This window comes from Massilibacterium senegalense, from assembly GCF_001375675.1.
Classification (GTDB): Bacteria; Bacillota; Bacilli; order Bacillales; family Massilibacteriaceae; genus Massilibacterium; species Massilibacterium senegalense.
The window spans coordinates 736,749-752,007 of record NZ_LN831786.1 but is presented as its reverse complement, the minus strand read 5'-3'; the positions used below and the strand labels follow the sequence as shown (position 1 = coordinate 752,007).

14 protein-coding genes and 1 pseudogene are annotated in these 15,259 nt (G+C 31.3%); 8 read left to right on the top strand and 7 right to left on the bottom strand.

Features of this window, described 5'->3' with window-relative positions; translation table 11 throughout:
- Positions 1 to 6: 6 nt before the first annotated feature.
- Entirely contained in the window at positions 7 to 873 is an 867-nt protein-coding gene (locus BN1372_RS07100) for a hypothetical protein (RefSeq protein WP_062198138.1), read from the bottom strand.
- A gap of 108 nt (positions 874 to 981) precedes the next feature.
- Positions 982 to 1,548, bottom strand: coding sequence for an NAD(P)/FAD-dependent oxidoreductase (locus BN1372_RS07095; RefSeq protein WP_062198137.1), 567 nt, complete (start codon positions 1,546 to 1,548; stop codon positions 982 to 984).
- Between the two features lie 218 nt (positions 1,549 to 1,766).
- Between BN1372_RS07095 and BN1372_RS07090 the strand changes: the two genes are divergently transcribed.
- Positions 1,767 to 2,765 carry a helix-turn-helix transcriptional regulator gene (locus BN1372_RS07090; protein WP_074018147.1) on the top strand — a complete coding sequence of 333 codons (999 nt, stop codon included), beginning with the start codon at positions 1,767 to 1,769 and terminating at the stop codon, positions 2,763 to 2,765.
- Between the two features lie 97 nt (positions 2,766 to 2,862).
- On the opposite strand, the pseudogene BN1372_RS15690 reads toward BN1372_RS07090, so the two are convergent.
- Positions 2,863 to 4,421, bottom strand: a pseudogene (locus BN1372_RS15690) (IS1182 family transposase); the annotation flags it as partial.
- 234 nt (positions 4,422 to 4,655) lie between these two features.
- On the opposite strand from BN1372_RS15690, the gene BN1372_RS07080 reads away from it, so the two are divergent.
- The 4 genes from BN1372_RS07080 (at position 4,656) to BN1372_RS07065 (ending at position 8,097) form a co-directional block, all read left to right on the top strand.
- Positions 4,656 to 5,723 carry a CaiB/BaiF CoA transferase family protein gene (locus tag BN1372_RS07080; RefSeq protein WP_062198136.1) on the top strand — a complete coding sequence of 356 codons (1,068 nt, stop codon included), beginning with the start codon at positions 4,656 to 4,658 and terminating at the stop codon, positions 5,721 to 5,723.
- Between the two features lie 285 nt (positions 5,724 to 6,008).
- A complete protein-coding gene (locus BN1372_RS07075; protein ID WP_062198135.1) occupies positions 6,009 to 6,518 on the top strand; it encodes a nucleoside 2-deoxyribosyltransferase in 510 nt (169 codons plus the stop codon).
- 558 nt (positions 6,519 to 7,076) lie between these two features.
- Positions 7,077 to 7,808 (top strand): gamma-glutamylcyclotransferase family protein, encoded by a 732-nt coding sequence (locus tag BN1372_RS07070; protein ID WP_062198134.1) that lies wholly within the window; start codon positions 7,077 to 7,079, stop codon positions 7,806 to 7,808.
- Between the two features lie 85 nt (positions 7,809 to 7,893).
- On the top strand, positions 7,894 to 8,097 hold the full coding sequence (locus BN1372_RS07065) for a DUF6501 family protein (protein WP_062198133.1): 204 nt from the start codon (positions 7,894 to 7,896) through the stop codon (positions 8,095 to 8,097).
- Positions 8,098 to 8,121: 24 nt separating this feature from the next.
- Here the strand turns inward: BN1372_RS07065 and BN1372_RS07060 are convergent, their stop codons facing one another.
- From BN1372_RS07060 to BN1372_RS15865, 3 genes are all read right to left on the bottom strand, one after another.
- On the bottom strand, positions 8,122 to 8,697 hold the full coding sequence (locus BN1372_RS07060; protein WP_062198132.1) for a hypothetical protein: 576 nt from the start codon (positions 8,695 to 8,697) through the stop codon (positions 8,122 to 8,124).
- A gap of 141 nt (positions 8,698 to 8,838) precedes the next feature.
- Positions 8,839 to 9,069 (bottom strand): hypothetical protein, encoded by a 231-nt coding sequence (locus tag BN1372_RS07055; RefSeq protein ID WP_062198131.1) that lies wholly within the window; start codon positions 9,067 to 9,069, stop codon positions 8,839 to 8,841.
- 143 nt (positions 9,070 to 9,212) lie between these two features.
- On the bottom strand, positions 9,213 to 9,317 hold the full coding sequence (locus tag BN1372_RS15865; protein WP_407656472.1) for a methyl-accepting chemotaxis protein: 105 nt from the start codon (positions 9,315 to 9,317) through the stop codon (positions 9,213 to 9,215).
- A gap of 824 nt (positions 9,318 to 10,141) precedes the next feature.
- Between BN1372_RS15865 and BN1372_RS07045 the strand changes: the two genes are divergently transcribed.
- The 3 genes from BN1372_RS07045 (at position 10,142) to BN1372_RS07035 (ending at position 14,664) form a co-directional block, all read left to right on the top strand.
- A complete protein-coding gene (locus BN1372_RS07045; RefSeq protein WP_062198129.1) occupies positions 10,142 to 11,713 on the top strand; it encodes a sensor domain-containing diguanylate cyclase in 1,572 nt (523 codons plus the stop codon).
- 113 nt (positions 11,714 to 11,826) lie between these two features.
- Entirely contained in the window at positions 11,827 to 12,756 is a 930-nt protein-coding gene (locus BN1372_RS07040; protein WP_062198128.1) for a c-type cytochrome, read from the top strand.
- Positions 12,757 to 13,098: 342 nt separating this feature from the next.
- The gene (locus BN1372_RS07035; RefSeq protein WP_062198127.1) at positions 13,099 to 14,664 is read left to right on the top strand and encodes a sensor domain-containing diguanylate cyclase; all 1,566 of its coding nucleotides are present in this window, start codon (positions 13,099 to 13,101) and stop codon (positions 14,662 to 14,664) included.
- Between the two features lie 75 nt (positions 14,665 to 14,739).
- Here the strand turns inward: BN1372_RS07035 and BN1372_RS07030 are convergent, their stop codons facing one another.
- Positions 14,740 to 15,183, bottom strand: coding sequence for a hypothetical protein (locus BN1372_RS07030; protein WP_062198126.1), 444 nt, complete (start codon positions 15,181 to 15,183; stop codon positions 14,740 to 14,742).
- Positions 15,184 to 15,259: the final 76 nt, after the last annotated feature.

Here is a 15,259-nt window from a genome sequence, read left to right as displayed (position 1 = left end):
TGATTGCTACCATGCATCTGTTTCTAGTTTTGTAATAAATTGATTCATTTCATAAATTTGTGTCAATTGATGATGATCCCATCCATAATACTGTCCAATAGATTGTAACATGGCATTTATTTCTTTCTCGTTAGATTCTATGATTGGTAAAACACTTGATTGTTGAAGTAATTCTTCTTTTTGTTTGAAAATATGAAAACTATCTATTCGTTTCCAATAAAAATCATTATGGTATTCTTGTTTCATTGATTCTAGTGAATCTAAATGATGTTCTAACAAGTAATGAATATAGGACAAAGAAACTGTTTTTGTCAGTGTTTTTCCATAAGGACTTTTTAAGAAACGACCAAGTATTTCCAATGACATCTGATACGTTAAGGAAAGAACACCAGAAGCATTTTGATTTTGAAAATATGGTAAAAAGAAATGTTCATAGAGACCTAAAACGGATTTTTTCAGTAAACGTTCATCTCGTAAATGAAACTGATTGTATAAAAATGCTCGATACATGTCTTTGTTGAAAATTGGGAAGAATGAAGGATTGACTAAATGACAAAGTATTGTTTTCCATTCCACTTGCTTACACGGAATTAAATCAAGAAAGCCAATATCCTCTATCCCTTTCCCTTTATATGTATTGATTAAATCTAAACTGGCTGCTAGCCGTTGAATTTGTCGAATCCTACTAGGATGACGTTCACCATTTGGATCAAATAATCGATATAAATCGGCTTGTTCAAGTGCTTTTTTTTCTATTAATTCTTGGATGAGTGTGTATTTTGCGTAAATATCTTCAAAGCGATGAGCTTGATTTGCCCATGTTTGACTAAAATGTTCGATTGATGCGCTATTTATTTCTTTTAATATAATCATGTGAGTAGCACCTACTTTTTATTTGTTCATCATAAACTTTATCATATCAAATTTTTATAGATAAAACAGAGAAAAAACATCCTCAAAAGAGAAAGAGGATGTTTTTTCTTAAAGATCATGCCACATGTAGGATTTACCTAATTCTTTAGAAGCAATTTTAATTCCAACATGAGCTCCTTGGCCAGCAACCACTACCGCTTGGCTTTCAATCATCGTTTGAAGCCCGGCTAAGTATAAATTCTCGATTTTTGTTTCCCCTTCATATCCAATTCCGATAGCGGATTTAATTTTTCCAGAAGGAATAAATGGATTTGTATCGGATGAAATATCAAATGACTCTAGAATAGATTTATCCATGTTAGAAGCTAGCACGACATACTTCGCTTGATATTCTCCTTCATTTGTTTTAATGGTAAAAATGTCCCTGTTTTTTTCTACATTTATTACTTGTTCTTCAGATAAAATAGCTCCAAAAGGTTTAATTTGTTCCTTTATTTGGGTAATTAATTCAGTACCTGATATTTTTTCGAATCCAGGGTAATTTTGTAATTCTTTAACTTTCGTTATTTGTGATTGGTTTCCATCGAATACGAGGGTTTTTAAACCAGCTTTCGCTGTATACATGGCACATGTTAATCCGCTAATTCCTCCACCGATAATGATTACTTGTTCCATAAGATTCGTCTCCTTTTCTCGTTAAAATGTAGGTATTCTCAAGATACTCCATAAATAGTATATCAAATTTTTAAGAAGGAAATATCCATATTTCGTGAACGATTTCTCATTTTGAAGAAAAAAGTAGATTTTTACCTAAATATTTTTAAAAAGGACATTTAGTGTCCATGCCATACTGTATGATAAGGAAGTACTATAAAAAGGCTAAGGTGATTACAATGAGTGAGGACTTATCAAAATCTTTGCGAATGATTTCGATGTTTGATCGACTTTGCAAAGGTGAAACGATTTCAAAGGTTGAAGAAGCAAACCGATATGGTGTTGTGGAAAAAACAATTCAACGAGATATTAGTGATTTACGAACATATTTAAGTGAGGCTTACCACGATACAATCCGAATAGCATATAATCGTCAAAAGCAAGGATACATGTTAAAAAAAGACGATAATTCTTGGTTTACCAATGAGGAGATTTTGGCGATTTCTAAAGTGTTATTAGAAAGTCGCGCATTTAATCGGTATGAAATGAATCAATTGATAGGAAAATTATTGCAACAATGTGAGCCGGAAAGCAAAAAACAAATCAAAGAAACAATCAATAATGAGTTACATCATTATTCGGAACTTATGCATAAAAAAGATGTAATGAAAACTTTGTGGGAGCTTTCTGCGGCGGTACGGTCGAAAAATAAAGTAAAGATTACATATAAACCGAACGCAAGATTTAACGTTAACAGAACGATTCGACCAATGGGTGTAATATTTTCAGAGTATTATTTTTATCTTGTAGCTTATAATGACAAGAAAGTGGATTCTGATTTAATACCTTATCGTATTGATCGAATTGATAGGTACAAAATATTAAAAGATAAGTTTCAAGTAAATTATAATGAACGATTTGAAGAAGGAAGATTTCGAAAACAAGTACAGTTTATGTATTCGGGAGAATTAACGACGATTGAATTAAAGTGCCACACACTGGCACTCGAGGCGGTGTTGGATCGGTTGCCAACAGCTGAAGTAATAGCGGAAGAAAAAGACTTTGCTTTTATTAGAGTAGAAGTGTATGGAGAAGGTATTATCATGTGGTTGTTAAGCCAAGGACATCGAGTAAAAGTATTAAAACCAACCTCTCTTCGGTTAAAAATGAAAGAAAAAATATATAAGATGCAGCAATTATACGAAGATGACAGCAATCAAAAAGAGGCTGGGACATAACTAGCTTCAAACAATGCAAAAAGTGAAATTGAGCTCACTCCATTTCACTTTTTGCTATTTTTTATATGAATCTTTATATCTTTTAGTTAATGTCCATGAATTTCCGCATATTTACGGCCATTAATGCAAGGACCATTTCAATTTCAGCCTTCGATTTTCCTCAGACAGAAAATCGAGTAAAACGCAAATTAGCCTTCAATAATCCAAAAACTGGTTCTACGTCAATCTTACGTTGACGATAAATAGCCCCTGTTTTTTCTTCTGAAAGCTTCGCTCTCACATATTCTTTTTGCTGTTCCCATTTTTCATTCACCATTAATTTTTTGGTTATTTCCTTCTTTTGCTTTTGTACAAGATGAACGAAATGGGCAACTGGAACAATTTTCACACTCATAAACTTTAATCTCACACTTGAAACCTAGTTGATTTGTTCGCACAGAACGGTATTTAAATACAAGTTGTTGTTTGTGTGGACAAGTATACACATCCATTTCTTCATCATAATCCCAGTTAGATGTATGGAACTTGTTTTGTTTGTACTTTTTCTTCTTTTCTTTTACATACATGTTATAAGTGATTAGAGGTTCCCGTTTACGATTTGAAAGGATATCATCATCATTTTGTTCACTACCGTATCCTGCATCTGCGACGATATGCTTTGGTAATTCGAAATAATGTTGTTCGATTTCATCTAAAAATGGAATGGATGTGCGTGTATCTGTTGGATTTTTTAAAAATACTATAGGCAAGTGCGTACTGACCTTCTGTTGCGACTTAGATATTATAACCAGGCTTTGATTGACCATTTTTCATATAATCATCTTTCATTCGCATAAACGTTGCATCATGATCCGTCTTAGAATAACTATTACGCACACCAAAAATTTCAAAGTCCTTCTCCTATTTCTGTTTTCGTACGATGTAATCAGCCAATTGTTTGCGAGCTTGTTTTGGAAACTTTCATTCCTTTCTTCTTAGCGTCTTTCGTTCTGTTACATCTAACGATGCGTCTATTTTTTGATCATATTCAGAAATAATCTCGTCCACTTTTTGAACCACTTGAGCGAGTTCTTCTGTTGATAATTCTTTTTCACTTTCGCGCTCGATTTCTGGCATCATTTCTTTTTCAAAAAGTTCATCGTATAACTGGTTCGACTTTTCGATTAAACTGTTGTAATATTTTTCAATAGATTTCTTCCAAACGAATGTAAATTTATTCGCATTCGCTTCAATCTTTGTGTCATCAATAAAAATCGCTTCTTGTTCCATCAATTTTTCTTGTACCAGCTGGCAGCGAAATTGAACGAAACACTGGCGAATTATTTCTTTTACTTCAGGATGAACACGAAAACGGTTAATGGTGCGATAGCTTGGTTCATAGCCTTGAGCTAGCCACATCATACGAAGACTGTCTTTTAAAAGTGCTTCTATTTTATGCCCTGAGAAAGCAGATTGCGTTTAGGCACATAAGATAATTTTTAACATCATGCGTGGATGATAAGCAGGATAACCCGTATTTCGAAGAAATGGTTCGATTGCTTCTTCCGGAATACTTTCAACTAAATGATGGATGTGGAAGGCAATATTATTATTTTGAAGTTTTACTTCTACATTTAAAGGAAAAATTAATGAATTCATGTTATAATCTTTAAACATAAGGACACTTCTTCCTGTTTGAATTTTGTCTGGTAACTTAATTTTATCAGAAGGTGTCCTTTTTTTGATAAAAAAAATAAAGTCAGTGAAATTTTACGTTGAGTAAAAATTTCACTGGCTTTTTCAGTTCAGAGGAGGGTTTTGTCCCAGCCTCTTTTTGGATGTCTATTTTTTGAAAAAATCGGGTAGATATAAAAAGAAAGAAAATTCAGAAAATTGAAGGAGAGGATATAATTGTTACAAAATATCCGTATATTAGATTTAACACAATACTTGCCAGGACCTTTTACTACGAGTCGATTAGCACAATTGGGGGCTGAAATCATTAAAATTGAAAGTCCATCTGGTGATTTAGCACGTTCCATGACAGGGAAAGAGACAAGCCCTATTTTTGAAGCAATGAATATCCAAAAAAGAAGCCAAGTGTTTAATTTAAAAGTGGAGGCCGATTTAAACACTTTTTACGAAATGGTAAAATCAGCAGATGTTGTAATGGAAAGTTTTCGTCCAGGCGTAGCAAAACGATTAGCGATTGATTATGAAACCTTAATACAATTTCAACCTAACATTATCTATTGTTCTCTTTCTGGGTACGGTCAAACTGGAACGATGTCTTCTTTCGGTAGCCATGATTTAAATTATATGGCTTTAACCGGTGTACTAAGTCAATTAAAAGACGACCAGGCAAAACCGGTTCATCCAACGATTACGTTTGCAGATCTAATTGGAGGAATGTATGCTAGTGAAGCAATTTTAGCGGCTTTATTACAGCGAGAAAATAACAATCAGGGTAAGTATCTTGATTTATCTTTAATAGACCCTCTTCTTTCGTTTATGCAAATCCATCAACGTCTGTATGAGGAAGAAAAAACGTTATATGGATTAGAAGATTTAAATGGCACGATTGTTAATTATGCCATCTATGAAACAAAAGATAATCGGTATGTCGCATTGGCTGCATTAGAAAAGAAATTTTGGGATAATTTTTGTTGTGCTGTTAACAAAGACGAATGGAAAAAAGGCCATTATTCTAAAACAAGTACAGAAAATCCTTTGTTTCCAGAAATAGTATCTTTATTTCAATCGAAAACATTACAAGAATGGGAAGGTTTTAGTAAAAAACATGACTGCTGCTTAACTCCTATTTTAGAAATTAAAGAATTAGAACATCATTCGCTTCATCAAGAACGCAATGCATATCGTAAGGATAATAATTCTCTTCACTTTTACTGTTATCCATTTTTAAAGAAGCAACGACCAGTAACAGCCCCTCCTATTTTAGGTGAGTATTCTTTTGAATAAAAATCTTAATTTGCAGGAATGTTCTTTTTTTATTATGATAATTGTCGAACAGAATTTTTTATCGATAAATTCTGTTCGTTTTTTTATTCCTCCTTAATGGGAAGGAAGATTCTACTTCTAGTTGAATGATGGTACTAAAAAAGAAGGAAATAGGGGAGTGAAAAAACTCTACTAATGGTAATTTTTTATTGTAAAAATCATCAAATGCTTTTTCGCAAAACCTAGAAGTTTAAAATGCACAAAAAATGTACTTTTTATTTTAACTACTATTTTGAGGTGAAAGAAATGAAAGTTTATTTAGCAAACGGATTATTTTCAGCTGCTGATCAATTATTTAATCGTTATATCGCAAATGAAATTCGTTCCAAATGTTCTATGATTGACTTGTATGTTCCTCAAGAAAATGAAGCGTTAAATGATAAAATGAATTTCGCTGATAGTTTAATGATATTTAATGGTGATAATCGATTTTTAGATGATTCGCTAACTTTAATCGCCGTTATTGATGGTGTAGAAATTGACAGTGGTGTTGCTGCGGAGATTGGTCGTTTTTCTATGCTTTGCGAAAAGGATATTTTACAAAATGGAAAAACAAATCGGCGTATATTAGCTTTATATACTGATGTTCGTCAACAAGGAACGGAAAATGAGAAAAAAATAAATGCTCTAAAACAAGATCCTACAGAAAATCAATTTCTATATCGTAATCTTTATGTGGTAGGTGCCATTAAAAAATATGGGAAAATCTTTTCATCTATTGAATCGTTAGTTGATTATTTACAAAAAAATCAATAGAATCTAAAATTTCTTGTCTTCTTACTTTTTATTAAAGAAGGCAGAATGGTTTTTTTCGATGAAATATTCAATAATTCTGAAATTCAATGACCTATTGAGACAGATTCATTACAATAAATAAATCTTCCATCAGTGTGGGAAGTATTCTTTATACATCTTTCTTATCCCGCTTTTTCTTAAAAATTGGAGGGTGCTCATCAGGTACGATAAGCATATAACATTTTCCCCATCGAGCAAGATAGTTAGATTAGGTCGTTTTGATTGCAAATTCACCATTTTAATTCCACTATACCATTTAATTATCGGGACTTATTAAAGATGGGTAAAAATTGTCGTGAAGTTGGTTGATATATTTTTAAAAATAATACTACTTAAAAGAATTAAATGTAACCAAGTAAGTATAAATATTATTTTTATAAATAAAAAAGATTTATTTCTATAGCAAAATACATAAAAAAATAAAAAACAATATATTTCATTATGGTAAAATAGATGTGTATAAGTAAAATAAATGGAGTTTATCTAAAGAGGTTATCGTTTTGAAGGGGGAATCAAACGATGGAACTACTTTTTGTATATGGGACGTTAAGAAGGCATGGTGTGAATCATACTGTTTTAGAATATGCAAAATGTAAATATAAACAAGCATGGACAACGGGAAAATTATATAACACGGGACGTCGTTATCCTGCCTTTATACAAATAAATGATGGAAGCAATATTGTGTACGGGGAACTTTATGAAGTGACAAAACAACAATTATTTACATTAGATGTTCAATTAAAGGTAGAAGATAACGGTAGTGAAGCGATGTACATTCGAAAAAAACAACGTATTTATATGGAAAATGGTTCCGTAATAGCTCATATTTATCTATATAATCTTTCTTGCTGTTATAATTATCCTATACCACATGGTGACTGGAAATTTCAGTTTTTTCTTAATAAAACCGACGAGCATTTTTACTTTTTTGATTACGAAACTTGTTCTCTTCTCCCTGACCATCCAAATAAAATGATTGGATATTCGAAAGATTATCTGGTTGATGTTACGTCTGGATATGTACATTTAAAAGAAATAGAAAATAGTTTAGTGGAAGGTACTCTTATTCAATTACCTTGTGAAATGCTAAGTAAATTATTAGAGTACTATCAGTTTTTTCAAAATGTATATCGTCCTACATTTTTAGATGTCATGATTGATGATGAGTTATATAAAGATGTATTAACATTTGTGTTAACCGAATCGGCATTAGCATTATCTTCGTCTTTTCCAAAAGTATCTTCGTAACATTTGGAAACAAGGTGCTCTTGCATTTTTATGATGTTCCTATTAAACTTGTAAAATAGATAAGGGAAGAAGAGGAGGCAGACAATTGATTCATTTACAATGGATAAATCGTCCAATAATAAAAAAAGTAACATGTGTTCATACAGACGCAAAAAAATATATTGTAAACAACGTTTTAACAGTAGGAAAAAAATATGATGTAAAAAATGAAACAGCGGAATTTTATTTTGTCATTGATAACTCTGGACATGTTGGTGGTTTTTATAAAGAGTATTTCGAAGAAAAATAAAAAGAAGAGGAATTCCTCTTCTTTTTATTTTTCTTCGGTTAATCCTTCTGTAGATGAATTTTCAAGCAACTTTTTATTTACTTTTTCTTGTTCTTTTTGGAAGGTTGATAGTTTATCCATTATTTTTTTATCTTCTTGAATATCATTTGTTAAAGTAGTGATTAATTTTTCTGCTGTCTCTTTTTCTTCTTTTGTTAAATCTTCTTTTAATGCCATTTTCCATTGATTATCTTTTTTAATAAATAATGCATCGGTAACATCCCTAAATGATAAATCATTATATTCATAGGTGACCTCAATTAAAGAAATAGCAAGGTTTTTACTTTGACGGAAGTATAAAGAATTTCCAATCGTAATAGAACCATTTGCACTTTGGAGTTGGTTAAACGATGTTTTTGCTTCCTGCAGATACTGTTCTTTGTTTTTATCATTTTTAAAATAAATATAGTCACTACTTGTTTTAAAATCACCGTTCGTTAAAGCTTCTGTTTGTTTCGTGATTATTTCTGTCGTTTCCTTTTTAATTTGTTCATCCTTTGATTGACAGCCAGCAATGAAAAGGAGGAAGAGGGAAACAAGAATAATGAATGTCTTTTTCATATTTTTTCACCTTACCTAAAAATGTATAGTAATATGGATTAGTATATCATAAGAATCTTTTATTTTTCGTGACGATCTCATGAATAATTGACTTCTTTATGATACTGAAAATGAAGTCCCTTGTAAGAGACCTCGTTTTCGTTAAAATTGAAATACATGTAAGGATGTTTTTAATTGGCTAGACATTTGTGCTAATTCTGCAGCAGCTGCAGCTACTTCTTCTAAGGAAGCTGTTTGTTCTTCAGCAGAAGCGACAATATCATGAGTATCTCCAGAAATTTGTTCTGACATTTGTGTGATTTGGTGCACATCGTCAATTAACTTCATCATTTGTTTATAAAGTTGTGCAATAGAATCTTGAGTTGTCCCCATTTTTTGTGATACATACTCAATCGATGTATTAATATTAGAAAAGTATCATTTACTATTTTTTTACCTTCCACAACAGCTTGATTTCCTTCTTTTATAGTATTCGCTACTTGTTTTGTATCAGACACAGTTTTTTTAATCATTGTTTAAATTTTTTCGGCAGCTTTTCTAGATTCTTTGGCTAATTTTCGGACTTCATCTGCAACAACAGAAAATCCTTTTCCGTGTTCTCCAGCACGAGCAGCTTCGATTGATGCGTTTAAAGCTAATAAATTTGTCTGATTCGCAATAGTTGTAATAAGTAAGAATTTGTGACGACTGATTAGAAAGTTTATCTACGGCATCAGCAACTTGATTAGAATGTGTGACAATCGTATCAATTTGAAGTGTGATGTTATCAATAGCCTTCTTACCTTGAGCAGATAAATCAACAGCATCTTGTGAATATTGATAAACAAATTCAACATTTTCTTCGATTGTTTCCATTTGTTTATCTTTTTCATTCGTAATTTTTTTACTATATTCCATTAATTCTTTAGAATCATCACCTAAAATAGAAGAAGATATTAGAAGTGCTTCGTTCATTTTTCCTTGATTCATGTACTTGTTTACGAATTTCATAATGATTTTCACGCATAAAATTTTTTTGTAAAGACATATAGCCCCTGAGTGCAGAATTTGAACGTACCATATGAAAAGCCATATCATTATAATATTTCATAATTTTTTGATTCGTTTAAATTTCCTTTGATTACATTATAAATATTAGTCTGATTTATCACTACTATAAAAGCAATCATGATAAAAAAAATAAATAGTTTTGTACGAATTCCCACTCGTTTGTTCATAAGGGCTTTCCTATTTTTACATTTAAATTGGGATTATACGAAAAAATAATTTTTTTCACTTTTTCGTTTTTTAATCTACTAAATGAAAGAAAAATTTTTATCTGCTCTAGATACATAGGTCTATATTCTTATTAATGTAAAGATTTTGTAAAAAATATAAATAAAAAGTCACTATTTAAAAAAGATTGATAAAATAAAAGAAACTATAGTAAAGGATGGCTTTTTTTATGTTGAAAGGAAAAATGCTCTCGTTACGCACTCTTATTCTTTTATTTACGCTTATTCCTCTAATTATTTTGATAATCTATCATTTATCCGTTTCTTACTCTATAAATAAACAAACGCTAACGGAAGAAGTTTTAAAAACAAATGAAGCATATGCTAAAAAAGTTGCGAAGACGACGGAAGATTATTTTCAAACAATGACACAGGTAATGGAGGCAAATAGCCGATATATCGCAACTTGTGATGGATTAACCCCTTGTATAGAGGAAGAACTCCACCGACTAAGTATTCAATTTCCATATTTTGACGCAATTTTAATTACGAATAAAGAAAATGAAGTTATGGCAACATCGAGTGACAGGGCAAAAATAATTGGGGAAAAAATAAATGAAAAAGAAATTCAATCAGCTTTTAAAACACAAAAAACATTTATATCAAAACCATTTCCTTCTATGTTAAAAAATGATTTACAAGTGATGGTGGCAGTCCCAATTATAGATGAAAATAACGAGTTTCAAGGATTTATTAGTGGATTATTTTTCATTAAAAAAGAAAATATTATTACAAAATTAATGGAAGATCATTACTATAATCAATATTCAAATGTATATGTCATTGATGAAGAAGGAAAGATTATTTATCATAAATATCAATCTAAAATTTTTAAAAATATAAAAAAATATTCTTATGTGAAATATATATTAGCGAATAACAACGGGTATTTAAATACAGAAAACATGGCTGGAGAAAAGGTATTAGTTGGATATTCAAAAATAGATGGTGCAAACTGGTATGTTATTATTGAGCAACCAATCTCTTTTACAATAGCGTCAATTCAACGTTCTATGCATCAAATTGTAAAACAAGTTGTTTGGTTTTCGATTATTTTAATCGTAATAATGTACCTTTTATCTTTTTATATTACAAATCCCCTTTCAAAACTTGCAAAGTATTTACAACAAGTAAAAGTACAAAAGCAAGAAGTGATGATTCCTAAAATCAATGATTGGTACTATGAAGCCAAAATGTTACATAAAAATATTGTGAATAGTATATATGGATTTTATGACGATATTTATACTTTAAAGACGGAATCTAAAACAGATGTACTAACTGGTCTTTTAAATAGAAAAACGTTAGAAGAATATTTTACGCATTGGGAAAAAACGAAAACACCTTTTTGTATCCTATTTTTGGATCTTGATTTTTTTAAACAGATTAACGACACATATGGACATGATGTAGGGGATGACGTATTACGATTATTTTCCACTATGCTACAAAAATTTATGAGGAAAACAGATGTTTGTGCTCGGTGGGGCGGGGAAGAATTTATTGTACTTTTACCCGAAACATCTATGAAAGAAGCGTTCACGATTGCTGAACGAATAAGGGAAAATATGTATATAGAGCCATTGTTAAATGATAAAAATGTGACGGTCTCTATAGGAATTGCGCAATATCCATACCACCATAAGCAAATAGAGAAAGTTATTAAAAAAGCAGATGATGCCTTATATATGGCAAAAAGAAATGGTCGGAATCAAACAATCATTGCAACAGAAAAAGAGTAAACATTTTTGGGAAATAACTATGATTTAACAAATGTTTAGATTATACTAAATAGGGTATATGAATTACGACTTATTCACCAAGTCATTAGATGCAAAGTTTGGAGGGGATTTGTATGAAACCAGAAAAAATGATTGCCGTATTTGCTATTTTAATTGTTATCATTGCTGTTTTTCTAACAGATATTTCAAAAGACAGTAGTAATGAAGTAATAGAAAAAAGTAGCAGTACTGATGCAGAAAGCCAGACATTAACTTTTAATCCGCCTAGTATAGAAGATGTTCCAGAAGGACCAGTTGGTGAATCTATTAAACGTGGACATGATTTAACAGTTAATACTGCAGAGTTATTACCAAATAACGTAGGGAATAAGTTGTCATGTATTAGTTGTCATGCAGATGCAGGTGTAAATGAAAGAGAAATTCCATTAGCCGGATTTGTTAGTCAAACACCAATGTATCGAGCACGTGAAGCAAAAGTTTTAAATGCAGAAGACCGTATTAACGAGTGTTTTGTCCGTAGTATGAATGGAGAGTACCTAGATCCAAATGGAGAAGACATGAGAGCAATGATTAGCTATTTTAATTATATTGCGCAAGGTGTACCAATGGGGGAAAAGGAAATTCCATGGCGTAATCAAAATGATTTAAAAGAATTAACTGTTCCTGATGTGAAAAACGGAGAAGCCTTATTTCAAAAGTCATGTATTGCTTGTCACGGTGGAAATGGAGAAGGAACACAAGCGGGACCTCCTGTTTGGGGACCAGAATCGTACAATGATGGAGCAGGATTAGCGAGATTATCAAAATTAGGAGGATTTGTTCAACGAAATATGCCAAAAGGCGCGGAAGGTTCATTATCAGAACAAGAAGCAATCGATATTGCCGCTTATATTTTAATGCAAGAACGACCTGAATTTGCTGGTAAAGCAAATGATTGGCCAAAAGGTGGGAAACCAGCTGATTTAATTAACAAAGAAGCAAGAGATGCAATAAATGCTGGTACTTTAAAATGGGAAGAAGCAATTGTACTTCCAGAAAAATGAAAGTAGTATAAAAAGAACTAACTGTAAAAAGTTAGTTCTTTTTTTATATGTACATGTTAAGAAAATAAATGAATGAGAAACTATTTATATGAAGGAAGGAGAGATAGAAATTTAATGTAAAAAACGATTATACTGTCCTTAATAAAAGCAAGAAAATTTTCCGAATATACAATGGTTAATCGTAGTTTTCATGATATAATACAATAAAGTTTTTTACATATTCAAATGATAAAAATAAATGACGTATTTTTTAGAAATATAAAAGGAATCAATATTGTTCAGTAAAAAGTAACAAGAAATTAGACCGTTTTATGAATGAACAGTTTAGTTGGAGGTACTGAAGTGTTAAAACGAAAAAAATGTTCATTGCAAACGATTATTATGCTTTTAATTACATTATCTATGCTAGTTACAATGAGCGTTAGTATTGCAACGAGTTATCTTGTTAATCGCGAACAAACTATTCAAAACACGCTACAGTCAAACGAAGCATATGCCCAAAAATTAGCAAAGACTACGGATGGGTATTTAAATGATATTTTGAATATTATGGACCGCCACACGATTGATCTTGTAACATGCCAAGAAAATAAACAATGTTTATCTATAAAAGCTGATGATTTACGAAATGAAATTAAACTTTTAGATAGTATTGTGATTGTTGATGAAAAGAGTATTATTGTAGGGAGTTCACCACAATCGATGAATATCGTTGGAAAAAAAGCAACGGCTGAGGAAGTACAACAGGTTTTAAAAGATAAGACCGCTTATATTTCAAAACCTTATATTGGGCCATATAACAAAAAACTACAAGCGATGATTGCTGTTCCAATTTATGATTTTTTTGGGCAATTTAAAGGTGTTTTGACTGGGCGCATTTATTTACAAACAGATAATATGTTACATCAATTGTTAGGGGAGCATTATGAGAAAGATGGTACATATGTTTATGTCGTAGACCAAGAAGGAAAGGTTATTTATCATAAACAAAAGGACTGGATTAATCAAAATGTATTAGGAATGTCACCAGTATCAGAAGTTTCAGAAGGTAAAACTGGTGCTATTCGTTTTAAGCAAGAAGAAGGGGAAATGTTATCTGGTTTTAGTCCCATTCAAAAAGCCAATTGGGGAATAATAGTAGAAAAATCAACAAAAGATGCATTAACATTAAATACAAAAATAATGTATCAGACTATATTAACATCAGCTATTTTTATTTTTTTTATTATGCTTATTGTATGGATTATTTCCATCAAAATGATTCAACCATTAAAGACTCTATCTCATTATGCTAGTGTAGCAAAAAATGCAAACGAGGACATACCGCCACCTGTAATCTCTACTTTTTATGTCGAGGCGGCTCAATTAAAAGAAACAGTGTTAGATAGCATTCATATTTTACGTAAAAATGTGAAGCATTTTAAACAAGCTTCTACTATTGATCCGTTGACTAAATTGGTAAATAGACGGGCTGTTGAAAATTATTTAGATCAATCAAAAGAGACAAATAAACCATTTGCTGCGTTATTAATTGATATTGACTATTTTAAAAGGATTAATGATACATATGGACATGATATCGGGGATCAAGTACTTGTTCTTATTGCACAAATATTAAAAAAAGAAACCCGTCATGGGGATATTTGTGCGCGATGGGGCGGAGAAGAATTCCTGATTATTTTACCAGAGACTCCAGCAGAGGCTGCTTTCCATGTGGCAGAACGTATTCGATTATCTATTATGCATGCAGATAATCCTAGTGGGGAAACCATAACCGTTTCTATTGGCATTGCTAGATATCCAGACAATGATGAAGATTCATTAGAAGTGATTAAATTAGCTGACGAATCGTTATATCAAGCAAAACGAAATGGAAGAAATCGAGTTTGTTTATCAAATAAGGAATAAGAAAAATATTAAATAAAATGATGAACGTAAAATCCCTATATCAACAATGTAAAATGTCGATACAGGGGTTTTTATTTATACAATAGGCCAATCGTCATCTGTCCGAATTTTACTGTATAACTCTGGTAAATAATAGGAAATTTCTTTTTGCTTACTTAATTCTTGTTCGAAATTTGTTTCTATTTCGTCCTGCATATTTGAGATTAAAGAGGCGGATTGAAGAAAATATAACCATTCTAAATCGCTTTGACAATATTTTTTAGCCCAACTGTCCACCTGTTTTCCCCAGTCTGAGGCGTTTCCATAATCCGTGACTTCTAATAATTCTTGAATTTTTTCTTCGCTCCATCGATTTTTACTGAATGGACCAGCTAAAGCACTTAATAAAGTGATAAAAGTACGATTATGTATTTTTTTAGCGGTTTTTTCTGCCCATAAATGATAAACAAAGGCACGTTTAAAAATATTTTCGGTTTTTTCATCTTGTAGATATTCAAAAAATGCTTGATAACTATTCATTGTATCATTATTCCTTTCTTTTCTTGGTTAGCAAAAAGTAATATTATATTAAAAATATAATAAATGTCTACGATAA